The organism is Dietzia sp. IBK-p2-16D, from assembly GCF_057773085.1.
The window spans coordinates 20,329-41,897 of sequence record NZ_JBYMTL010000002.1 but is presented as its reverse complement, the minus strand read 5'-3'; the positions used below and the strand labels follow the sequence as shown (position 1 = coordinate 41,897).

19 protein-coding genes are annotated in these 21,569 nt (G+C 70.9%); 5 read left to right on the top strand and 14 right to left on the bottom strand.

What is annotated here, in order from left to right:
- The first annotated feature begins 122 nt into the window (after nucleotides 1-122).
- Nucleotides 123-1,988 (top strand): ABC transporter ATP-binding protein, encoded by a 1,866-nt coding sequence (locus tag AC3DE3_RS04525; protein ID WP_488369611.1) that lies wholly within the window; start codon nucleotides 123-125, stop codon nucleotides 1,986-1,988.
- A 43-nt stretch (nucleotides 1,989-2,031) separates the two neighbouring features.
- Here AC3DE3_RS04525 and AC3DE3_RS04520 read toward each other — a convergent pair whose 3' ends face one another.
- The 5 genes from AC3DE3_RS04520 to AC3DE3_RS04500 all read right to left on the bottom strand — a co-directional run bounded on the left by AC3DE3_RS04520 (nucleotide 2,032) and on the right by AC3DE3_RS04500 (nucleotide 7,343).
- Nucleotides 2,032-3,696, bottom strand: coding sequence for an alpha/beta hydrolase (locus tag AC3DE3_RS04520; RefSeq protein ID WP_488369135.1), 1,665 nt, complete (start codon nucleotides 3,694-3,696; stop codon nucleotides 2,032-2,034).
- A 79-nt stretch (nucleotides 3,697-3,775) separates the two neighbouring features.
- On the bottom strand, nucleotides 3,776-4,705 hold the full coding sequence (locus AC3DE3_RS04515; RefSeq protein WP_260486171.1) for an SDR family oxidoreductase: 930 nt from the start codon (nucleotides 4,703-4,705) through the stop codon (nucleotides 3,776-3,778).
- Between the two features lie 53 nt (nucleotides 4,706-4,758).
- Nucleotides 4,759-6,081, bottom strand: coding sequence for a TrpB-like pyridoxal phosphate-dependent enzyme (locus tag AC3DE3_RS04510; RefSeq protein ID WP_488369134.1), 1,323 nt, complete (start codon nucleotides 6,079-6,081; stop codon nucleotides 4,759-4,761).
- 39 nt (nucleotides 6,082-6,120) lie between these two features.
- Nucleotides 6,121-6,603 carry a GNAT family N-acetyltransferase gene (locus AC3DE3_RS04505; protein ID WP_488369133.1) on the bottom strand — a complete coding sequence of 161 codons (483 nt, stop codon included), beginning with the start codon at nucleotides 6,601-6,603 and terminating at the stop codon, nucleotides 6,121-6,123.
- Entirely contained in the window at nucleotides 6,600-7,343 is a 744-nt protein-coding gene (locus AC3DE3_RS04500; protein WP_488369132.1) for a hypothetical protein, read from the bottom strand. The genes AC3DE3_RS04505 and AC3DE3_RS04500 overlap by 4 nt, the downstream gene beginning before the upstream one ends.
- 71 nt (nucleotides 7,344-7,414) lie before the next feature.
- Between AC3DE3_RS04500 and AC3DE3_RS04495 the strand changes: the two genes are divergently transcribed.
- Entirely contained in the window at nucleotides 7,415-7,945 is a 531-nt protein-coding gene (locus tag AC3DE3_RS04495) for a peptidylprolyl isomerase (protein WP_260486175.1), read from the top strand.
- 102 nt (nucleotides 7,946-8,047) lie between these two features.
- Nucleotides 8,048-8,782, top strand: a complete 735-nt coding sequence (locus AC3DE3_RS04490) for a rhomboid family intramembrane serine protease (RefSeq protein ID WP_488369131.1) — start codon at nucleotides 8,048-8,050, stop codon at nucleotides 8,780-8,782.
- A gap of 67 nt (nucleotides 8,783-8,849) precedes the next feature.
- On the opposite strand, the gene AC3DE3_RS04485 is transcribed toward AC3DE3_RS04490, so the two are convergent.
- Nucleotides 8,850-9,317 carry a PH domain-containing protein gene (locus AC3DE3_RS04485; protein WP_260486177.1) on the bottom strand — a complete coding sequence of 156 codons (468 nt, stop codon included), beginning with the start codon at nucleotides 9,315-9,317 and terminating at the stop codon, nucleotides 8,850-8,852.
- Nucleotides 9,318-9,662: 345 nt separating this feature from the next.
- Entirely contained in the window at nucleotides 9,663-9,929 is a 267-nt protein-coding gene (gene crgA, locus AC3DE3_RS04480; protein WP_260489233.1) for a cell division protein CrgA, read from the bottom strand.
- An 89-nt stretch (nucleotides 9,930-10,018) separates the two neighbouring features.
- Between crgA and AC3DE3_RS04475 the strand changes: the two genes are divergently transcribed.
- The gene (locus AC3DE3_RS04475) at nucleotides 10,019-10,699 is read left to right on the top strand and encodes an aminodeoxychorismate/anthranilate synthase component II (RefSeq protein WP_488369130.1); all 681 of its coding nucleotides are present in this window, start codon (nucleotides 10,019-10,021) and stop codon (nucleotides 10,697-10,699) included.
- 68 nt (nucleotides 10,700-10,767) lie between these two features.
- Here AC3DE3_RS04475 and pknB read toward each other — a convergent pair whose 3' ends face one another.
- The 7 genes from pknB to AC3DE3_RS04440 all read right to left on the bottom strand — a co-directional run bounded on the left by pknB (nucleotide 10,768) and on the right by AC3DE3_RS04440 (nucleotide 20,373).
- Entirely contained in the window at nucleotides 10,768-12,816 is a 2,049-nt protein-coding gene (gene pknB / locus AC3DE3_RS04470; RefSeq protein WP_488369129.1) for a Stk1 family PASTA domain-containing Ser/Thr kinase, read from the bottom strand.
- On the bottom strand, nucleotides 12,813-14,411 hold the full coding sequence (locus AC3DE3_RS04465; RefSeq protein ID WP_488369128.1) for a serine/threonine-protein kinase: 1,599 nt from the start codon (nucleotides 14,409-14,411) through the stop codon (nucleotides 12,813-12,815). Before AC3DE3_RS04465 ends, pknB begins: the two co-directional genes overlap by 4 nt.
- Nucleotides 14,408-15,880, bottom strand: a complete 1,473-nt coding sequence (locus AC3DE3_RS04460; RefSeq protein WP_488369127.1) for a penicillin-binding transpeptidase domain-containing protein — start codon at nucleotides 15,878-15,880, stop codon at nucleotides 14,408-14,410. Before AC3DE3_RS04460 ends, AC3DE3_RS04465 begins: the two co-directional genes overlap by 4 nt.
- Before the next feature lie 7 nt (nucleotides 15,881-15,887).
- Nucleotides 15,888-17,366 carry an FtsW/RodA/SpoVE family cell cycle protein gene (locus AC3DE3_RS04455; protein WP_260486182.1) on the bottom strand — a complete coding sequence of 493 codons (1,479 nt, stop codon included), beginning with the start codon at nucleotides 17,364-17,366 and terminating at the stop codon, nucleotides 15,888-15,890.
- 3 nt (nucleotides 17,367-17,369) lie between these two features.
- Nucleotides 17,370-18,944 (bottom strand): PP2C family protein-serine/threonine phosphatase, encoded by a 1,575-nt coding sequence (locus AC3DE3_RS04450; protein WP_488369126.1) that lies wholly within the window; start codon nucleotides 18,942-18,944, stop codon nucleotides 17,370-17,372.
- Entirely contained in the window at nucleotides 18,941-19,399 is a 459-nt protein-coding gene (locus AC3DE3_RS04445) for an FHA domain-containing protein FhaB/FipA (RefSeq protein ID WP_260486184.1), read from the bottom strand. Before AC3DE3_RS04445 ends, AC3DE3_RS04450 begins: the two co-directional genes overlap by 4 nt.
- An 86-nt stretch (nucleotides 19,400-19,485) precedes the next feature.
- Nucleotides 19,486-20,373 carry an FHA domain-containing protein gene (locus tag AC3DE3_RS04440; RefSeq protein WP_260486185.1) on the bottom strand — a complete coding sequence of 296 codons (888 nt, stop codon included), beginning with the start codon at nucleotides 20,371-20,373 and terminating at the stop codon, nucleotides 19,486-19,488.
- 253 nt (nucleotides 20,374-20,626) lie between these two features.
- Between AC3DE3_RS04440 and AC3DE3_RS04435 the strand changes: the two genes are divergently transcribed.
- On the top strand, nucleotides 20,627-21,376 hold the full coding sequence (locus tag AC3DE3_RS04435) for a TetR/AcrR family transcriptional regulator (protein ID WP_488369125.1): 750 nt from the start codon (nucleotides 20,627-20,629) through the stop codon (nucleotides 21,374-21,376).
- The last annotated feature ends 193 nt before the right edge of the window (nucleotides 21,377-21,569 follow it).

The window sequence follows — 21,569 nt, the reverse complement described above, 5'->3', positions numbered from 1 at the left end:
GGACGACGACGACGAGGCGCGCCGTCGCAGAGCCGGGCCGGAATACACGGGGCCCCGCCCGGGTTGTACCGAACGGTCGTCGGGGCCCCTCTCCGGCGCGGGAGGAGTACCGCTACGTGACGATGCAGCAGGCCGCCATGCGCACGCTCATGCGGGCCGAGAACAACAACATCGCGCTGGACCGGAGTGTCTTCACCCGCGAGAACTTCCACCGGATCGGGCGGTTCGCCCGCCCGCACACCCGCCGGATCGTCTTCTTCCTGGTGCTCTCCGTCTTCGGTGCCACCCTTGCCGTGGCGACGCCGCTGCTCGCAGGCCGTGTGGTCACCGCGATCGTCGAGGCCTCGCCCGTCAGGATCGTGATCGGGCTCGCGCTCGCCATCGCCGCGATCGGGATCATCGAGGCGATCGTCGCGATCGTCACCCGCCTGTGGTCCGCGCGGATCGGCGAGGGGCTCATCCTCGATCTGCGTCGCGCGGTGTTCGACCATGTGCAGACGATGCCGGTGGCCTTCTTCATGCGTACCCGCACCGGGGCACTGGTCAGTCGTCTCAACAATGATGTGATGGGCGCCCAGCGGGCGTTCTCGGACACGCTGTCCGGGGTCGTGTCGAATCTCGTGCAGCTCGTGCTCACGCTGGCCGTGATGGCCGGCATCAACTGGCAGCTCACCGTCCTGTCGGTCCTGCTGTTGCCGATCTTCCTGTTCCCGGCCCGGTACGTGGGCAAGCGGCTCGCGCGGCTCCGCCGTGAGGCTTCGGACCTCAACGCGTCGATGAACGACCAGATGACCGAGCGGTTCAACGCCGGTGGCGCGACCCTGGTCAAGCTCTTCGGGCGGCCCGAGACGGAGTCGGCGGAGTTCGCCGCCCGCGCGGGTCGGGTCCGGGGCATCGGCGTGCGCACCGCGCTGCTGATGAGCGTGTTCATGAACTCGCTGACGCTGGTCTCCACGCTGGCACTGGCGCTGGTCTACGGCCTCGGCGGCTGGTTCGCACTGGGCGGGGCACTGGACGCGGGGTCGGTGGTGGCCCTCGCCCTGCTCCTCACCCGCCTGTACGGCCCGCTGACCTCGTTGGCCAACGCGCCGATGGACATCGTCACGGCCATCGTCAGCTTCGAGCGGGTCTTCGAGGTCCTCGACCTGGAACCGCTCATCTCCGACGCGCCCGACGCCGTCGACATCCCCGAGGGTCCGGCGACCATCGAGTTCGACGACGTCCGGTTCTCCTACCCCTCGGCGGACAAGGTTTCCCTCGCCTCACTGGAGGAGGTCGCCGTTCTCGACACCCGCGGCGGACAGGAGGTCCTGCACGGGGTCTCCTTCTGCGCCGAACCGGGGCAGATGATCGCTCTCGTGGGATCGTCGGGCGCAGGAAAGTCGACCATCGCCTCCCTGCTCCCGCGCCTGTACGACGTCGACTCGGGTGCGGTACGGGTCTCGGGACTCGACGTGCGGGAGGTCACCTCGTCGTCGTTGCGTCGCACGGTGGGAATGGTCACCCAGGACGGTCACCTCTTCCACGACACGATCCGCTCCAATCTCAGCTTCGCTCGGCCGGAGGTCTCGGATGATCTCGTCTGGGACGCGCTGCGCCGGGCCCGGCTCGAGGAGCTTGTGCGGTCGCTGCCTGACGGGTTGGACACCGTCATCGGCGATCGCGGGTACCGGCTCTCGGGCGGGGAGCGTCAGCGACTGACCATCGCGCGGCTGCTCATCGCCGCGCCGTCGGTGGTGGTGCTCGACGAGGCCACCAGTGCTCTGGATTCCACCAACGAGTCCGCGGTCCAGGAGGCGCTGACCGAGGCGATGGCGGACCGCACGTCGCTGGTGATCGCCCACCGGTTGTCGACGGTCCGGGCCGCCGACACGATCCTCGTGCTCGAGGCCGGACGGGTGGTCGAGTCGGGGACGCACGCCGAACTCCTCGCCGCCGGCGGTCGCTACGCGGAGCTCTACGAGACCCAGTTCGCCGACCAGGAGTGACCCCGCCCGGGGAGAGGACACCCGCCACCGTGGGTGCGCCCGGTCAGACCTTTCCCGCGGCGATCGCGGCGTGGACGCGGGCGGTGTCCTGGTCGGTCCAGTCGTCCGGGTTCAGGACGGCGGCCCACATCTGGGCCGCGTCCGGGCCGAAGGTGTGCCCGTGACCGGCCGGGACGTCCGCGGAGAACACCATGTCCAGGGTCACCTGCCAGAACGTCACGAAGGGCATCCACCGCACGCCCGGATCGAGGTCCGGGCCGAGGGGTTCACGCAGCCAGTCCGGCCGCTGCAGCAGCAGATCCGGCGACCACCAGGTGATCGGGTCGGACCCGTGCTGCCAGTAGACGACACGGGGCTCACCCCACGGTGCCCCGTCGAGCTCAAGGTCCGGCCCGCCCGACGCGAACCGGGTGTGCTCGCCCGCGTCGACCACGGGCAGTCGCTCCGGCGACCCGGCGTCGCGGTGGGCGGTCACGTAGGACCACTGGGGTGAGAAGTTCGGTGTCCCCACCCAGAGGGCACCGTCCGTCCGCGCCACCATGTCCCTCATCCCGCCGAACGCGCTCTGGCCACCGTAGGAGCCGAGGCTCTCGCCGAAGGCGACCAGGACCGGACGTTCGTCGGGGGGCAGGTCCGCCACCGCGCGCTCGACGGCCTCGAACAGGGCCCGGCCCGCGATCGCAGGCGAGTCGCGGTCGGCGAGGAAGGACAGGGGGCTGGGCAGGAACGAATACTGCATGGCCGCGATCGCCGAGTCGCCGCCGGCGGTGTACTCGAGGCCCGCCGCGACGCGGGCATTGACCCATCCCCTCCCGGTGGTGGTCGCGACGGCCACCACCGAACGGTCGAAGGCCCCGGTGCGGCGGAGTTCGTCGACGACCAGTTCGGCGTCCTCCTCGATGGTCCCGCCCACGTCATGCCCTGCGTAGACACGGATCGGGGTGGCGGCGGGCCGCCCGGTCACCTCGGCGATCTGCTCGGGGGTGGGACCGCCCGCGACGAACGTCCGCCCTTCCTTGCCGAGGCTCTCCCAGGTTCTCGTGGACGCGGGGGAGCCGGAGCGCGCGGGGGAGCCGGGTCGTACGACGCCCTCGGCCGTGCCGTGGTCGGCGGCGGAGGCCATCCTGTCGGCCATCCGGAGCAGGCCACGGTAAGCCACCCCGTTCAGCGACAACACGGCGATCAGGACCACCAGCACCAGTGCGGCCAGCCGGGCGGCCGGGGCGGGGAGATACCGTGCGGCGAACCGGGTCAGCGCGGCCGTCGCCCGCCGGATCCCTCGGGCTACCGCCAGGAGCAGTCCCGCGATGACCAGCGCCGCGACGAGGATGAGCAGGTAGTTGGCGCGGTCGATGCGGTCGATACCCGCCAGGTCGCGGGTGATCTGCTGCCACCACGACCCCAGCACCAGGAACGTCGGCACCACGATCGCGGCCGTCCCGGCGAGTGTCACCCATCCGACCCACCTCACCCGCGCGGAGTGATCCGGTGAGAACCCGCAGGTGCGGACGACCCAGGCTGTCACACACCCGGTCCCGTACCCGGTCGCGAGGCTGATCCCTGTGGCCGCGGCCTGTAGGTACCAGACTCGTGGCAGGAGCGACGGCGTCATGGACCAGACGAAGAACAGCAGGGCCACCGTCAGGCCGACGGGGTGGAGCGAGCGCGCTGGACCCCGGATCCGGTCGGACGACGACGAAGCGACCACGGCGAGTCCCGGTGAGAGGGGCCGTGGCTACGTGCACGGCGCGTGCGCGAAGCATAGCCTCCGCGCACGCGCCTGAAGGTCAGCTCTCCAGGTGCAGGCCCAGCTCGCGGGCGGCGAGCGCGGCGTACTTGGAGGTCTGTTCGAAGGCGCCCTCCAGGGTCTGGGCGTCGGTGAGGTCGGCGATCTCGTTCCAGCGTTCGGCGACGACCTCCGGGGTGCGGGCCTCGTCGGGCAGGTACACGCCGCGCGACTCGACCATCTGGGACACCGCGAACACACCGGCTCCGGCGCCCAGGATGGTCTTGGTGGGGGCCTCGTCGCTGACCATGAACAGGACGCCCGGGGCGATGGTCTCCGGGCCCATGATGTCGAGCACCCGCTGCGGGAGCAGGTCCTCGGTCATGCGGGTCGCGGCGGTGGGTGCGATCGCGTTGACCTTGATGTTCTTCTTGGCGCCCTCGATCGCCAGCACGTTCATCAGGCCCACCAGGCCGGACTTGGCGGCACCGTAGTTGGCCTGGCCGAAGTTGCCGTAGATGCCGGAGGTGGAGGCGGTCATGAGGATGCGCCCGTAGCCCGCCTCGGCCATGTGCGGCCAGACGGCCTTGGTGCAGTTGACCGATCCCATGAGGTGAACCTCGAGGACCTTGCGGAAATCGTCCGTCTCCATCTTCGCGAACGACTTGTCCCGCAGGATGCCGGCGTTGTTGATGAGGATGTCGATGCGGCCCCACTTCTCGATCACCGTCGACACGAGGGACGCGACGGCGGACTCGTCGGTGATGTCGTTGCCGTCGACGATGGCCTCCCCGCCGGCGGCGGTGATCTCGTCGACGACCTGCTGGGCCAGGGAGGGGGTGCCACCGTCACCGTGGACGTCGCCCCCGAGGTCGTTGACGACCACCTTGGCGCCGCGCTCTGCCAACGCGAGGGCGTAGGCGCGGCCGAGGCCGCCTCCGGCGCCGGTGATGATCGCGACGCGGTCGGTGAAGTCGATGGTCTTTGTCATAAGGGGACTCCTGTGATCGAGGGTGTGGAACGGTCGGGGGGTCTTCGGAGGCGTCAGCCCAGTTCGCCGCGGACGAAGGACTCGTACGCCGGCAGGTCGAGGAAGCCGTGGCCGGAGAGGCCGATCACGATCGACGGGCCGGTGCCGGCCTCGCCGGTGTGCTCGCGGGCCTTGGCCATGGCTCCGGCGAGGGCGTGGGTCGACTCGGGGGCGGGCACGATGCCCTCCGCCTTGGCGAACTCGACGCCCGCCGTGAACGCGACGTTCTGTTCGACCGCCATGGAATCGAGCAGGCCCAGGTGCTTGACGTGGCTGACCAGCGGCGCCATCCCGTGGTAGCGAAGGCCGCCCGAATGGATGGGGTCCGGGACGAAGTCCTGACCGAGGGTGTACATCTTCATCAGCGGTGTCAGACCGGCGACGTCTCCGTGGTCATAACGGAACTCGCCCTCGGTCATCGACGGGCACGCCGTCGGCTCGACGGCGACGACCTGCGTCCGCGCGCCGGCGAGGTTCTCGCGGATGAACGGGAACGCCAGCCCGGCGAGGTTGGAGCCGCCGCCCGCACAGCCGTACACGTAGTCGGGGGCGCCCTCGCCGAACATCCCCAACTGCTTGATGGCCTCCTCGCCGATCACGGTCTGGTGCAGACACACGTGGTTGAGCACGGACCCCAGCGAGTACCGCGCCTCGGGGTCGCCGGCGGCGACCTCGACGGCCTCGGAGACCGCCATGCCGAGCGAACCGGGGGTGTCGGGGTCCTTGGCCAGGAACGAGCGTCCCGCCTCGGTGAGGTCCGACGGGCTCGGATGGACCGACGCACCGAACGTCTCCATCAGCATCCGGCGGTACGGCTTGGACTCGAACGAGGCCTTGACCTGCCACACCTCGACCTCGATGCCGAAGGCCTGCCCGGCGAACGCCAGGGACGCGCCCCACTGACCGGCACCGGTCTCGGTGGTGAGCTTGGTGATGCCCTCGGCGGCGTTGTAGTACGCCTGCGCGACCGCGGTGTTGGGCTTGTGCGAACCGACCGGGCTGGTGCCCTCGTACTTGTAGTAGATCCGCGCCGACGTGCCGAGGGCCTTCTCCAGGCGGCGGGCCCGGATGAGCGGCGACGGACGCCAGAGGCGGTAGATCTCCTGCACCGCCTCGGGGATCGGGACGTAGCGCTCCGGCGTGACCTCCTGCTCGATGAGGGCCATCGGGAACAGGGGCGCCAGGTCCTCGGGGCCGAGCGGTTCCCGGGTCCCCGGGTGCAGGTGCGGCGCCATGGGCTCGGGCAGGTCGGCCTGGATGTTGTACCAGTGCGTCGGCATCTCACTCTCCGGGAGGAGAGCCTTGACCAGCGAGCCGGAGGGAGCGTCAGACGTCATGTGTGTCCTCGGAGGGAGTCGAAGGGGGTGAGCCGGGTCTCATCCTAGGAGGTGGCGCCGCATGGGCAGATGGGGGATCCGCCCATCGAGATAGTCGGGGCCGCACCGGGCGAACCCGAACTGCTCGTACCACCGCTCCAGGTAGGCCTGGGCCCCGATCTCGACCGGATGGTCACCGCACAGTTCGAGCCCCCGCCGGATCAACCGCGACGCGATGCCCCGTCCCCGCCACGCGGGCGCGGTGCACACACGACCGAGGTGCATCACCCCGTCGTGCTCGTCCGCTCCGAACACGCGCAGTGTCGCCGCGAGCTGACCACCGGGCGTGCGGGCCAGCAGATGGGTCGTACCGGGATCGGCGTCGACGTCGTCGATCTCGGCGTACGGGCAGTCCTGCTCCGCGACGAAGACGTCCACGCGCAGTTTGTACAGCGCGTGGACGTCCAGGGGACCCATCTCGGCGAGGGATGACGCGACGACCTCCAGTGCGGCGTCGTCGGGGGACGGGTCGCCGGGGATCACTTGTCGGTCGCGGTCCCGTCGGTGGTGGCGCCGCCGGCCGGCTGGTCATCCGACGGCTGCGGTGCGGAACCGGCCGCCGGTCCCGGTGCGGCACTTCCCGCGGCCGGGGAGGTGTCGGCGGGCTGGTCTGCGGGGCCCTCGGGATCCGCGGAGTCGATCGTGAGGTCCTCGCCGGTCTCCGAACCCGCCCCGCCCGTCACGCCGGGTCCGCTGGTGGGCGTGGGCGCCGCGCCCGTGGTCTGGTCGCGGCCGGCGGCATCCGCCTCCGCGGGGGTGGGGGTGCGCGGCGGGGCGGGGGTCGGGGTCGGCGCCAGCGGCGACGTGGGCGAACCCTGGTCACGCAGGAAGTACGCGGTGGCGCCGGCGACCGCCGCGCCGCCGGCGAGGCCGACGATCCACAGCGGGGCGAAGCGGCGCAGCGGGTTGCGCTTCTGCGGCGGTGTGGCCAGCGCCGAGGTCTGCTCGCGCAGAGCCGTCGCGTGCTGCCTGGCGTCGGCGGCGAGGTTGCCGAGGACCTCGGCCTGCTCGGCGCGACGCTCGCGGAGCACCTGGATGCCGCGGCTGGCGCCGAAGAGGGCCAGGCCGACCGGCCCACGAGTGGCGGCGACGGCGGCCTCGCCCAGGAAGCGGGGGTCCTTGAGGTCGAAAGCCTTGCGGGCTGCGGTGCCGGCCTTCTTCAGATCCTTTTCCGCCTGCTTGACGGCCTTACGCTCGGCGGCGCGATCGCTTCGTTTGCTCATGGGTAGATGGTGGCACAGCACCCCGACACCGACCACCACCTCGCCGACATCGGTCCACGCGGCGTGGCAGGATGGGTGGCGTGAGCATCGCAACGCAGAAGGCAACCATCCACACCAACCGTGGTGACATCGTCATCGAGCTGTACGGCAACCACGCCCCCGAGACGGTCTCGAACTTCGTCGGCCTCGCCGACGGCTCCAAGGACTACTCCCAGGCCAACGCCAAGGGCGAGAAGACCGGACCGTTCTACGACGGTTCGATCTTCCACCGCGTCATCTCCGGGTTCATGATCCAGGGCGGTGACCCCACCGGCACCGGACGCGGCGGCCCCGGCTACCAGTTCAAGGACGAGTTCCACCCGGAGCTGCAGTTCTCCGAGCCCTACCTGCTGGCCATGGCCAACGCCGGCCCCGGCACCAACGGTTCGCAGTTCTTCATCACCGTCGGCGCCACGCCGCACCTGAACAACCGCCACACCATCTTCGGCAAGGTCGCCGACGAGGAGTCGCGCAAGGTCGTCGACGCCATCGCGACCACCAAGACCGGTGCGATGGACCGGCCGACCGACGACGTCGTCATCGAGTCGATCGAGATCTCCTGACAGAGCGGTCCCGGTCGACCGGCGGCGCGGGTTCCGGATCCCCGGACCCGCGCCGCAGGTCTATCCGCAGCCCCAGCGACGCAGCATGAATTGCCGGGAGTCATGAGCACCCAGACCCATCGCGGCGGCGCGGTCGCGCGCTTTTTCCGCCTCCAGCCGGTGACGGCCTGGATCATCGCCGCGAACCTGGCCGTCTACTCCGCGACCGCGGTCCAGGCACGTAGCCTGCTGGCCAACAACGCCTCCCCGCTGTTCGAGGCGACGGCGCTCTTCCCGCCGTTGGTGGCGGCCCGGGACGAGTGGTGGCGACTGCTGACCTCGGCGTTCGAGCATTTCGGTCCGATGCACCTGCTGCTCAACATGTACATGTTGTGGATCCTCGGTCTCGGGATCGAGCGCAGCATCGGGCACGCACGTTTCCTCGCGCTGTACCTCGGCTCGGCGCTCGGCGGGTCCGTGGCGGTGATGTTCTACAGCCAGGACGCCCTCACGGCGGGCGCCTCGGGAGCGATCTTCGGCCTGATGGGCGCGTACGCCATCGTGGCGATGTCGATGCGACTCGACGTCAAGGGGATCGGGGTGTTGCTCGTCCTCAACGTCGGCATCAGCTTCCTCGTGCCCGGCGTCTCGCTCGCGGCTCACCTGGGCGGGCTGGCCGCCGGCGCCGTGGCCGCGATCGCACTCGTGGTGCTGCCGCGCCGGATGCCGCGGCGCATGGGACGTGCGGGTCGGGAGGTCGTGTCGTGGGTCGGCTTCCTCGTGGTGGTGGGATCGGTCGCCGCCGCCGGCTGGTACGCCGCCGACACCATGACGTTCGGCTTCCTCGTCACCCGCTGATCCCCACGGTCGGCCGTCTCCCCGGGCAGCCGTCTCCCGGGTGGCCGTGCCCCCGGGCGGCCGTGCCTCACACCCCGCCGTCGACCGACCCGAAACCCAGACGGTGCAGGGTGTCGACCACGTCACGCGGATCGGTCCCCAGATCGAGTCGCGTGAACACGTCCAGCTCTTCGCGACCCCGCGAATCCGTGTACTCCAGCCGCATGAGGTGCTGACGCGCGCCCCACCGCGCGACCCCCAGCGCACGCGCCTCCACCACCTCGGCCCGCGGGACGAACAGAACGCGGCCGAGCTTCTTGATCGCCAGCTGCCCGTCCACCACCTCGAGCCGGGGACGTCGCACGAGCTGGGACACCCCCGCCGGGATGAGGAAGAGCGCCGCCAGGCCGGTGAGCAGCAGCGCGAGCGGGTCCTGCCGTTGCACCCCGATCGCCACCAGCGCCATCCCGAGGACGATCTGCACGCTCGGCCACACCGCCCCCGGCGACCATGACACCGCCCGTGGACCGGCTCCCGACACGGCGTCTCCACTCATGCCGCCCATCCTCCCCTATCCACAGGCGCTATCCACACTGTGGATGAATAACACGCGTGGAGTTCGACTGCCGTTCGAGTCGACGCGGGCCCGACCTGCGACGTCGTCCTCGTCGTCGTCCCACAGGGTTTATCCCCAGTGTGGAGGGAGTTGTCCACAGCGTGTGAGGGGTGTGGAAGGCGGAGGTCGACACTCCTCACGTCGTCATCGCGCCCCCGTGACCTGCACAGATGGGGTCATTGGGGAGAAAATGCAGGTCACCCCCCGCATCATGCGGGGGGTGACCTGTGGATAAACCTGTGGAACGAGCGATCCGGGCCTGTGGAAGACCGCCCGGAGGGGTGTCTAGCGCCAGTTCATGGTCATGAGAAGTCCCACGACGGCGAGACCGAAACCGATCGCGAAGTTCTGCCACGTCTCCAGCGAGGCCATGAACGGGATCCGCTCTCCGGCGATGTAGTACGTCACCAGCCAGAGCAGACCGACGATCATCAGCCCCAGCATCAGTACGAGGTACCAGCGGGCCGTCGGGGTCCCCTTGACCTTGACGGGGGTGCGGCTGACGGCCGCCTCGGTGTACTCGGTCTTGGACCGGACCTTCGACTTGGGCATGGAGTCCTCGAACTGGTGGGGGATGTTCGGGGCCACTCTACCAAGCCCGCCCTCGACACCCACTCGTGTGACCGCAGTACGCTGCGTCTATGCGCATTCTCGTCGTCGACAACTACGACAGCTTCGTCTACAACCTGGTCCAGTACCTGGGTCAGTTGGGGGCGACGTGCGACGTGTGGAGGAACGACGACGACAGGCTCGCCGGCCCGGACCGCAGCTACGACCCGGCCGGACTGCAACGGGTCGTCAGTGGGTACGACGGCGTCCTGCTGAGCCCGGGGCCCGGAACGCCGGACCGGGCGGGAGCGACGATCCCGCTGATCGGGGTCTGTGGACGCGCGGGCGTCCCGGTGCTCGGCGTGTGCCTCGGCCACCAGGCGATCGGGGAGGCGTTCGGCGCGACCGTCGACCGGGCCGCCGAACTCATGCACGGCAAGACCAGCCAGGTCACGCACGACGACTCGGGCGTCCTCGCCGGAATCCCCAGCCCGTTCACGGCCACGCGGTACCACTCGCTGACCGTGCTGCCGGAGACGATCCCGGACGACCTGGTTCCCACCGCGTGGACCGCGTCCGGCCTGGTCATGGCGATGCGGCACCGCGACATGCCCATCCACGGGGTGCAGTTCCACCCCGAGTCGGTGATGAGCGACGGTGGTCACCGGATGCTCGCCAACTGGGTGGGGATGTGTGGCGAACGGCCGTCGGAGACGCTGGTCACCCGGTTGGAGACCGAGCTCGACCGGGCGCGCGGCGCCGCCCTGGCCTGACCGGCCGGACCCGGCCCGACCGGGTTCCTGCGCACGCGGCGATCGTGTCGGCGGAAGACGTACCGGGGTCAGCCCGGGCCGGGGACCAGTCCGAAGCGGATCACCCGGACGACCACCTGGTCGTTGACGCCGGCCTCGCCCACGGGCGGCTGGTGTGACCAGATCTGGCCGACCCGGCTGAGGTCGGGATCGTTCTGCGGGAGCTCCACCAGTTGTCCGCGGTCGCCACGCCAGCCGGCCCGCGCGAGTTTGCCGAGGGCCTCCTCCACGGTGTCTCCGACGAGGTTGGGCATCTCGAACCGGTTTCCGGCCGAGACCTGCAGCGTGATGGTGGCGCCCTTGAGCTGGGTCTGACCCGGAGCGGTGGACTGGCCCACCACCTGACCCTCCGGTGCGGTGCCGTCGACCCGTTGGGTGTCCACGCGGAAGCCCGCTGCCTCGAGGGTGGCGCGGGCCGGATCGGCCGACTGGCCCACCACGCCGGGTACCGCGACCTGCTCGGGGCCCGACCCCACCGTCAGCCGGACCGGCCGGTCGGAGGGCACCTGCGCACCCGGACCGGGGTCGGTGTCGACGACCTTGTCCTGGTCCTCGGGCGTCGACGGCCGGGCCTCGTTCTCCGGAACCACCTGGAATCCGGCCTCCTCGAGGGCCAGCCGGGCATCGGCGGGGGACATGCCCATGACATTGGGGACGGAGAGGATGGGCTTGCCCGTCGAGACCACCAGGCTGATCTCCGAACCCACGGCGAGGCGTTTACCCGCGATGGGGTCCGACGAGATCACGTGCCCCTCGGGGATCTGCGGGTGTGGCGCCGCGGTCTGCACGGGCTCGAGTCCGAGGGAGGTCAGCTCGTCGACCACCTCGCCCACCGGCCGCTGGGCGACCTCGGGGATGGTGACCTCCTGCCGCTGGGAGATGCCGCCGCCCCTGTCGGACGTGGCGATCATCGTCACCGCGGCGATGCCTCCCAACACCAGGAGCGCAGCCAGCGCGATGGCCACCGCGCGGGGCCTGCGGCGCCCGGCCTCACGGTCCCGATCATCGCGACGGGGGGCGGGCCGGGATGCGGAGCGGGACGCGGTGGCGGCGTGCGCCCCCGTGGCGGCCGGGTCCCCGGTCAGCTCCGACAGAGCGTGGGCCTCGGTGGGCGCCTCGGTCGGCGACCAGGCGGATCGGCCGGTTCCGTATCCCGCGCCGGTGAATCCGTGGGGGGCGTCGGGCCTCTGGTCGTCGTCGAGCTCGTCGTCGGTCAGCACCAGGGGGGCCGCCGGGCGACCACCGGTGAGCACCGTGAGCAGGTCGGTGCGCATCTCCCCGGCGGAGGTGTAACGGTTCTCCGGGTTCTTGGCCATCGCCTGCATGACCACCGCGTCGACGTAGCGGCTGACCTCCGGGTTCACCACCGACGGCGGCGCCGGGGATTCGCGGACGTGCTGGTAGGCCACCGCGACCGGTGACTCCCCGGTGAACGGCGGTGCCCCGGCGACCATCTCGTAGAGCACGCACCCCGCGGAGTACAGGTCCGAGCGTGCGTCGACGGACTCGCCGCGCGCCTGCTCGGGGCTGAGGTACTGGGCCGTCCCGAGGACCGACGAGGTGTTGGTGAGCGTGGAACTGGAGTCACTGATGGCCCGGGCGATACCGAAATCCATGACCTTGACCGCGCCGTCGCGCGAGATCATGATGTTCGCCGGCTTGACGTCGCGGTGGACGATGCCCTTCTTGTGGGAGAAGTCCAGCGCACCGCACACGTCGGCCATCACGCCGAGCGCGCGCTCGACCTTCATCGGGCCGTCCATCCTCACGATGTCGCGGAGGGTGTCGCCCTCGACCAACTCCATCACGATGTAGGGCAGCGAACCGTCGGCGGTGTGCTCCTCGCCCTGGTCGTAGATCGCCACGATCGACGGGTGGTTGAGCGACGCGGAGTTCTGCGCCTCCCGGCGGAAACGCTGGTAGAAGGTCTCGTCCCGGGCCAGTTCCGGGCGCATGATCTTCACCGCCACGTCCCGCCCCAGGACGGTGTCGCGTCCGCGGCGGACCTCGGACATTCCGCCGTAGCCGAGGGGATCGCCGATCTCGTACCGGCCGGCGAGGATCGAGGGCGTCGTCATCCGCGGTCACCCGCTTCGCGGGCGGGAACGGGCACGGTGTCGCCGGCCACGCCCCGCGCCTGGGGCTGAGCTTGCCCCTGGCTCTGCCCTTGCGCCTGCCCTTGCCCCTGGCCTTGGCTCTGGCCCGGCTGCCCCTCGGGCGGCAGGAACGAGCTGAACTCGGAGGTGAGCGAGTCCAACATGTCCTGCAGGTCGGTGGCCGGCGGTGCCTCGCTCGGCGACGGCTCGGGCTGGGGGGTCGGCGTCGGGGTGGGGGGCGGCTCCGGTGCGGGTGCGGGGGCCTGCGTCGTGACGGTCGTCGCCGGGGCGGCGGTCGTCGGGGTCGTGGGGGTGGTCCGGCCGAAGAGACCGCCCGAGCCGAAGACCCCGGCGTTGGACAGGGCGATGACGGCTGCCACCGTCAGCACCGCGACGAGGACGAACAGCACCAGGAACCAGCCCACGCAGCCGGAACCACGACGCCCGAGCTGCGGGGGCCTGGAGGTGACCGGTGGGGTGGACGGACGCCGTGGCGCGGCCTGCGTCGGCCGGGGCCGGGGCGGATGCGCTGCCGGTGCCGGCTGCTGTCCCCGGGTCCGGGGCTGCGCGGCGGTGCCGGGGTGCGCACGCGTGTAGGCCCGTGTCGGGTCGGGGATACTCCCCGTCCGGTACACGCCACCCGGGTCGCCTTCGGGCAGGACGGTGGTCGCCGCGGTTGCACCGGCGACGCCCGCCGCGGCGCCGGCGGCGGCGATGAACGCGGCCGGGGGGCGCGGGTCGCGGCCGGCCCGGAGGTCGGCGACGGCCTCGGCGAACGCCTCACCGTCCGGGTAGCGCCGACCGGGGTCCTTGGCCATTGCCGCGGCGAGGACCCGACGGACCGGCTCGGGGACCGAGTCGGGCAGGGGCGGCGGGGCGTCGCGCACGTGCATCATCGCCACGGACACCGGTGAGTCGGCGACGAACGGCCGTCGGCCGGCCAGGCACTCGTAACCCACCACGCCGAGCGAGTACACGTCCCCCGCCGGGGAGGTCTCGTGGCCCATGGCCTGTTCGGGGGCGATGTACTGCGCGGTGCCCACGACCATCCCCGTCTGCGTGACGGCGGAGGCCCCCATGGACTTGGCGATGCCGAAGTCGGTGAGCTTCACCTGACCGGCGGGCGTGATGAGGATGTTGCCGGGCTTGACGTCGCGGTGGACGAGTCCGATGGCGTGGGCGGCGTTGAGGGCCCGGCCGGTCTGCTCGAGCATGTCGAGGGTGTGCCGCATGGGCAGAGTGCCCTCACGGGCGAGGACGTCCGAGAGCGGCTCGCCCACCACGAGTTCCATGACCAGGTAGGACAGGGGGCTGCCGGAGGCGGGGTCGTCGATCTGTCCGTAGTCGTAGACGGTCGCGATCCCGGGGTGGGAGATCCTCGCGGTGACCTTCGCCTCGGAGCGGAAACGCTCGACGAACTCGGGGTCGGAGGAATACTCCGCCTTGAGCACCTTGACGGCGACGTGCCGGTCGAGGACACCGTCGTCGGCCTCCCACACCTGCCCCATGCCGCCGGTGGCGATGAGACGCAGGAGGCGGTAGCGATCGGACAGGATCGCGCCGGAGTTCAGACTCACGGCGCGCCTCCCAGGAGTGCGCCCAGGACCTCGCGGCCGATGGGTGCGGCGTAGGTGGCGCCGACGGTGTCGCGGGAGACGCCGGGCCCGGACTCGATCGCCACGGCCACCGCGACGTCACGGCCGGGGACGAACGCGATGTACCAGGTGTAGGGGATGGACTCGGAGGAGTCGACGCCGTGCTCGGCGGTGCCTGTCTTGGAGGCCACGGTGACGCCCGGCAGACCGCCTCCGGCGCCTCGCTCGGCGCCGACCATCATCTCGGTGAGGGTGCCGGCCTGCTCGTCGGTGAGGGCGCGGGCGGCATCGCGGGGGGTGAAACCCTGGACGACGGAGAGGTCGGGTGCCGACAGGGTCTTGATGAGTTGCGGTTCCATACGGACCCCGCCGTTGGAGACGGTCGCGGCCACCATGGCGTTCTGCAGGGTGGTCATGCGGACGTCGCTCTGCCCGATGGAGCTCATGGCCAGCTGGGCGTCGTCCTCCATCTGCCCCAGGCCCGACGGGGCGACCGGGATGCCGAAGTCCTCCGGGGCGGTGCCGTCGATGCCGAACTTCTCCGCCATCTCGGTGAACGCCTCGGCGCCGATCTCCTGGCTCAGCTCCACGAAGGGCACGTTGCAGGACTTCTCGAGGGCGGTGCGCAGGGTGACCGTGCTGCCGCCGCAGGTCTGACCCGCGTAGTTCTCCAGGTAGGTGGCCGTGCCCGGCAGGAGCGTACGGTCCGCACCGGAGACGGGGGTCTCGGGGCCCATGCCCTGTTCGAGGGCGGCGGCCGTGGTGATGATCTTCATCGTGGAGCCGGGCGGCAGGGACTGCTGGGTGGCGTGGTTGAGCAGCGGCCGGTCCGGGCTCTGCTCGATACGCGCCATCTCCTGCGCGCGCACGTCCGGGTCGGTGCTGGACAGGGCCCCCGGGTCGAAGGACGGGCTGGACGCCAGTGCCAGCACCTCCCCGGTCGAGGGGCGGACGGCGGCGACGGATCCGACGAACGGGCCCTGGCCGGCGCCCCGCTGCAGAGCCTCGAAGGCGACCTGCTGCCCCACCGGGTCCAGGGTGAGTTCGACCGAACCGCCCTGCGGGGTGCGGCCGGAGATCAGACCGGTGATCCGTTGGGACAACAGCCTGGGGTCGGAGCCGTTGAGGAAGGCGTCCTGGGTCTGCTCGACGCCGGCGGTGGCGAACTGCAGCGAGTAGTAGCCGACGGTCGGGCCGAAGACGGCCGGGTCGGTGGGGTAGGTCCGCTCGAACTCGAAGCGCCCGTCCGACGGCAGGGACAGGGCCAGTACGCGTCCGCCGGCCGTGATCTGTCCGCGCTGGCGGGAGTACTCGTCGAGGAGCATGCGGGTGTTGCGGGAGTCGGCGCGCAACTCGTCGGCGCGGAAGACCTGCACCCAGGTGAGCTGGAGGAGTAGGGCCACCACCATGACCATGGCGGCGACCGCGACCCTGCGGATGGCGGTGTTCACGCAGGGATCACCCGCTCTTCCGGCCCGGCGACAGGCGCGGGGTCCGCATCATGCCGGTGGCGGCGTCGGCCAGGGCGGGCGCCTGACGGGGGGTGGGGACCGGGCGGCGCGCATCGTGGGACAGCCGCAGCAGGATGGCCAGCAGCGCGTAGTTGGACAACAGGCTGGACCCGCCGTAGGCCATGAACGGCAGCGTCAACCCGGTGAGGGGGATGAGGGTGGAGACGCCTCCGACCACCACGAACACCTGGATCGCCACGGTGAACGCCAGTCCCACCGCGACGAGCTTGCCGAAGCTGTCGCGGATGGTCAGCCCCACCCGGATGCCGCGCAGGATGAGAATCGCGTAGACCATCAGCACCGCGGCCAGGCCGATGAGGCCCAGCTCCTCGCCGATGGTGGAGGTGATGAAGTCGGTGTTGGCGAACGGCACCTGGTCGGGCCGGCCGTTGCCGAGCCCGGTGCCGCCCATGCCGCCGGAGGCGAGGCCGAACAGGGCCTGCGAGCTCTGGTAGCCGCCGGTGTCGAAGAAGGCGAAGGGGTCCTGCCAGATCTGGAACCGCACGCGCACGTGCCCGAACAGCGCGTACGCCAACACCCCGCCGATCGCGACCAGGACCACTCCGATGAGCAGCCAGCTGACCCGCTCGGTGGCCACGTACAGCATGGTCAGGACGGTGGCGAACAGCAGGAGGCACATGCCCAGGTCCGTGTTGAACACCAGTACGCCCAGCGAGAGGAACCAGGCCACGATGATGGGCCCGAGGTCGCGGGCACGCGGCAGGTCCACGCCCAGCACGCGCTTACCGGCGGTCGTGAACAATTCGCGCTTCTCCACCAGGATCGAGGCGAAGAAGATGATGAGCAGGATCTTGGCGAACTCGCCGGGCTGGATGGTGAACCCGGGCAGGATGATCCAGTTCTTGGCGCCGTTGATCTCGGAGAACCGGGAGGGCAGCACCGCCGGGATCGCGAGCAGGACGAGGCCGGCGAACCCCATCGTGTAGCCGTACCGGGCCAGGACGCGGTGGTCGCGCAGGAAGTACAGCACGACCGCCATCACGCTCAGCCCGAGGAACGTCCACAACAGCTGCCGGGTGACGTCCATCCCGGGTGGGTCGTTGCCGCTCGCGGCGGCGTTGGCCGCGTACGTCAGGTCGAGGCGGTAGATGAGGACCAGTCCCAGCCCGTTGAGCAGCGCGACGCCCGGCAGCAACACCGGGTCGGCGTAGGGGGCGAGCCAACGGATGAGCAGGTGCGCGCCGCCGGTGAGGCCGAGGAACGCCAGGGTGATCCACAGCGGCGCCAGCGACAGTTCCTGCTCCTGGGCGAGTTGGACCAGCAGCAGCGAGAAGCCGACGATCACCGCGGCGGCGATGAGCAGGACGAGTTCCTTGCCCCGGCGCGGACTGTCGGGCACCGCCTGTGCCCGGGGGTCGGATGCGGGTGAGGCCGACGACGGTGATGCTGACGCGGGTGCGGGCATGGGTCAGCTCACCGCCCGGCAGGTCTCCCCGGGCACCTGCGCGGGGGACGAGGGGGTGGGGGGAGTCGACGCATCGTCGGTGGGGGCGGCCCCACCGGACGGGGCGGGGGTCTCCGCCGGGGACGTGGGGCCGTCCGGTGACCCCGGGGCGGCGGGGGACGGCGACCCGGTGGGGGACGGGGAACCCGTGGGGGAGGGCGACGACGAGGACTGCCCGCCCCGGCGCTCCTGCTCCTCACGCGGCTCGCAGGGCGGCAGGAGGTTGTCCCGCGTGAGGCGGGAGACCTGGGCGCCGGCCTCGGCGAGACTGCCCGACGGCATCCCCGCCCGGACGGTCTCCCGGGCGGGCTCGCGGAGGTCCCCCAGGGTGAACACGTCGCACCCGGTGGGGATGGCGTCGGGGGAGTGCATGGTGAGGTCGCCCTCGCGGGTGAGGCACCCCACCTGGCTGACCGAGGCCAGCGAGATGCCGAAGACCTCCCCGGAGATGCCCCTCTTCACCACGACCTGGCTGTCCGATTCGGTGACGAAGTAGTTGCTGCGGACGAGCAGCGCGGACACGCCGATGATCCCGGCCACGACGACGAGTACCCCGACCACGCTCAGGGCGAACCGCCATCGGCTGCCACGGGGCGGGGCGGGGTCGCCCTCGTCGTCGTCGGATCCGTTCCCACGTCCGGCGCCCCCGGCGTCGGCGCCCGACGCACCGGCGGCGCCCCCGCGGGCGGCGACCTGCGCGCGGGAGAACGCGGCGGCCTTACCGGCCGCGGTGCCGGAGTACGGGTCGGCGGCGGGATCGATCTGGCCCGGTTCGTCGCCCGACGCCGCACCCACGACCACGGGGATGGCCGGCGCGTCGCGCGGCGAGTCCAGGACGTCGGCGAGGACCACGGTGATGTTGTCCGGCCCGCCCGACCGCAACGCCAGCTGCACCAACCGGTCCGCGGCCTCGTCGACGGTGCCGGTGCCGAGCGTCTCGGCGATGGTCTCGGTGCTCACCGGGTCGGACAGGCCGTCGGAGCACAGCAGGTAGCGGTCGCCGACCCGCGCCTCGCGGATGACGGCGGTCGGCTCCACCGGTTCCCCGGTCAGCGCCTTGAGGATGAGCGAACGGCGCGGATGGGTGTGCGCCTCGTCGGCGGACAGCTCCCCGCGGTCGACGAGGGACTGGACGAAGGTGTCGTCCTTGGTGATCTGGGTCAGCGTCCCGTCGCGCAGCAGGTAGGCCCGGGAGTCGCCCACGTGGATCAGGCCCATGCGACGGCCGTCGAACAGCAGCGCGGTGGCCGTGCAGCCCATGCCGTCGGTCTCCGGGTGCGCCTCGACGTGCGCGGAGATCGCGTCGTTGCCGACGGTCAGCGCGCGGGTGAGGGCCCCGGTGAGGTCCTGGCCCGGCTCGTCCTCGTCGAGTCTGGCGAGCGCCGCGACGACGAACTGGCTGGCGATCTCGCCCGCCGCGTGCCCGCCCATCCCGTCGGCGAGGGCGAGCAGGCGGGGACCGGCGTAGGCCGAGTCCTCGTTGTTCTCCCGCACCATGCCCAGGTGGGAGCGCGCGGTGTAGACGAGCGTCGGGGTCACGTGCGGAGCTCGATCACGGTCTTGCCGATCCGGATCGGCGTGCCGGCGTCCACCTTGACGGGGGTCGTCACCCGCGATCTGTCCAGATAGGTGCCGTTCGTCGAGCCGAGGTCCTCGAGGAACCAGTCCGGGCCGTGCGGGGACAGCCGCGCGTGCTGGTTGGACGCGTAGTCGTCGTCGATCACCAGGGTGCACGAGTCGGCGCGGCCCAGCAGTACCGGCTGTTCGGACAGGGTGATCCGGGTACCGGCGAGCGCGCCCTGGGTGACCACGAGATGGCGGATCGTCCTCGACCCCCGTCCGAAGACACCGCCCCGTCGCTCCCCGCGACCGGACGAGCGCATCCCCACGTTGCCGAAGACATCGGTCTTGAGCGCCCGCAGGGTGAGGTAGATGAACAGCCACAACAGGGCCAGCAACAGACCACGCGAGAGCTGCAGAACGAGTCCCTGCACTGGTGTCGCCCTCCCCTCGCCGGTCAGTTCTCCTCAGACAACGCGCGACCGCCCCCGGGGGTTCCGGGGGGCCGTCCGTGTCGAGGCTAGTCGAATCGGACGGTGATCTCCGAGTGTCCGACCCTGATGACGTCCCCGTCGGCGAGTTGCCAGTCCTGGATCGGCCCGTCGTTCACGGTGGTGCCGTTGGTCGAGCCGAGGTCGGTGAGAACCGCCTCGCGGCCGTCGAAGTGGATGTCCGCGTGCTGTCGCGACACCCCGGTGTCGGGAAGCCGGAACGCCGCGTCCTGCCCACGTCCCAGCAGGTTGGAGCCCCGCTGGAGCCGGAACGTGCGCCCCGAGCCGTCCTCGAGGTGCAGCGTCACCGTCAGGGAGGACCGGCCCTGGGTGATCTGGGTCGGAGCGTCGGACGGACCGCCCCACCCGGCGCCCCGGGAACCGGAACCGGTCGTGACGGGGTAGTTGGAAACGGGTGCCTGCATGTCGCTGTTCTCCTTGCTCGCATTCGTCCCGCCCGCACGCGGCCCGTCCTCACCCGGCGACGACGGTGCCGGGTGGTCCGGGGCCGGTGCCGGCGCGGCGGCCGAGATGTGGAACGGGACGGCGTCGGGGTCCACGACCCCGTCGATACGCATCTGTCCGGTGTGGAGGTCGTCACGCTCCACGAAGGTCACGGTGACCGGACCGTAGGTCTCCCAGCCCTGCTCGGTGATGTGATCCGACAGGTGGCGGGAGAAGGTCTTGACCGCCAGCGCCTCGTCCTCGGTGAACGATTCGTAGTCCGACCGCGCGAGGGTGATGGTGTAACTGTTGGACACCAACAGGTGTCCGTCGACCACCTTGAGGGAGGCCTCCGCCTGCTTGCGCAGCTGCGCCTCCACCTCGGCCGCCACGACCCGACCGCCGAAGAGGCGGGCGAACGCGTCGCCGACGGCGCCCTGGAGGGTGCGCTCGAACTTCCCGACGATCCCCATGCCTCGCCTCCTTCCTCACGGTGGGCCGCGGCCATCGGCCGACTCGGCTCTTCTCATTCCGCCCACGGGGCGGCATCCGGTCGATCATAGAGGCGGTGGCGGCGGGAAGCACGTGTTGGCGATCCGACACCGGCGGCCCGGGGCGGACTCGGTCACCGGTGCCCGCCCGGGGTGGCCTATGGTGACAGGTCGAGTGTTCGTCGTGCGACCCGGTCACGGGTTCGAGCGATGTCGGAGTACCCCGGAACCGGGCATGGCCTACGTGCCTCCCGGGCACGCGCAGATCCAACGGTGTGAGAAGGGCCAACACAACAGCATGGGCAGGGTCACCGATTCCCTCCGGAAGCAGTCCGTTCCGCACCGGTCCCCGAGAACGTCCGGGAGTACCAAGAAGGCGATTCTGGACAGCGCCGAGGCCCTCCTCGCCGACGACGATGTCAGCAATGTCACCATGCGCTCGATCGCCGAGGCCGCCGGGATCGACCCTGCGAGCGTCACCTACCACTTCGGGGGGAAGACGGAGCTGATCGCCGCAGTGATGCGGCGGAGGTACACGGCCCTCCGGGAGCTCCAGCTGGGTGCCCTGACCAGGCTGTTGGCGGAGTCCACCGAGATCCCGACCGTTCGTCAGCTCCTCGACACCGTCTATCGACCGTGGTTCGAACTGGTGGGTTCCGATGATCAGGGTTGGCGCAGCTACTCGCGACTGGTCGCCGGGACCTTGAACGACGGGATTCTCGCCGACCTCATCGAGGACCATGCCGGCCAGTGGCGGGAGGCCCTCGTCGCCGCGCTGTGCCGGGCCTGTCCCGGAGCGGACGAGAAGACTGTCATGCAGGCCCTCGCGCTGACCTTCGGGGCGGCGTTGCCCTTCGTCGCCCCGCCGGCGGCCTCGACGGCCGGTGGTCCGGACGCGCCGACCGTGTCGGATCGCGATTACGAGCGGTTCCTCCACTTCGTCTCCTCCGGGTTCGAGAGCATGGCCTCCTGGCCGATCGGGTAGCCCCGGGACGTCCCGCCCGCTGCCCCGCCCCGCCCGCTGCCCCGTCCCACGCTGCGCCGTCCCACGCTGCGCCGAGGATCCCCTCGGCGCCGCGGCGTCTCGCCCTAATGGGCAAACCCTTCAAAACGACCGGCCGAACGATGCCGATCTGAGATAAGAAATCTGTAACAACTTCAAGCGACTTTAAGATATG

What these genes read in the sequence shown, in the direction of transcription:
- AC3DE3_RS04525 (WP_488369611.1), top strand. Translation starts at nt 123, where the DNA reads ATGCAGCAGGCCGCCATGCGCACGCTCATGCGGGCCGAGAACAACAAC.
- AC3DE3_RS04515 (WP_260486171.1), bottom strand. Translation starts at nt 4,705, where the DNA reads ATGACAAAGACCATCGACTTCACCGACCGCGTCGCGATCATCACCGGC.
- AC3DE3_RS04510 (WP_488369134.1), bottom strand. Translation starts at nt 6,081, where the DNA reads ATGACGTCTGACGCTCCCTCCGGCTCGCTGGTCAAGGCTCTCCTCCCG.
- AC3DE3_RS04500 (WP_488369132.1), bottom strand. Translation starts at nt 7,343, where the DNA reads ATGAGCAAACGAAGCGATCGCGCCGCCGAGCGTAAGGCCGTCAAGCAG.
- AC3DE3_RS04495 (WP_260486175.1), top strand. Translation starts at nt 7,415, where the DNA reads ATGGGTGGCGTGAGCATCGCAACGCAGAAGGCAACCATCCACACCAAC.
- AC3DE3_RS04490 (WP_488369131.1), top strand. Translation starts at nt 8,048, where the DNA reads ATGAGCACCCAGACCCATCGCGGCGGCGCGGTCGCGCGCTTTTTCCGC.
- AC3DE3_RS04485 (WP_260486177.1), bottom strand. Translation starts at nt 9,317, where the DNA reads ATGAGTGGAGACGCCGTGTCGGGAGCCGGTCCACGGGCGGTGTCATGG.
- crgA (WP_260489233.1), bottom strand. Translation starts at nt 9,929, where the DNA reads ATGCCCAAGTCGAAGGTCCGGTCCAAGACCGAGTACACCGAGGCGGCC.
- AC3DE3_RS04475 (WP_488369130.1), top strand. Translation starts at nt 10,019, where the DNA reads ATGCGCATTCTCGTCGTCGACAACTACGACAGCTTCGTCTACAACCTG.
- pknB (WP_488369129.1), bottom strand. Translation starts at nt 12,816, where the DNA reads ATGACGACGCCCTCGATCCTCGCCGGCCGGTACGAGATCGGCGATCCC.
- AC3DE3_RS04455 (WP_260486182.1), bottom strand. Translation starts at nt 17,366, where the DNA reads ATGCCCGCACCCGCGTCAGCATCACCGTCGTCGGCCTCACCCGCATCC.
- AC3DE3_RS04440 (WP_260486185.1), bottom strand. Translation starts at nt 20,373, where the DNA reads ATGGGGATCGTCGGGAAGTTCGAGCGCACCCTCCAGGGCGCCGTCGGC.
- AC3DE3_RS04435 (WP_488369125.1), top strand. Translation starts at nt 20,627, where the DNA reads ATGGCCTACGTGCCTCCCGGGCACGCGCAGATCCAACGGTGTGAGAAG.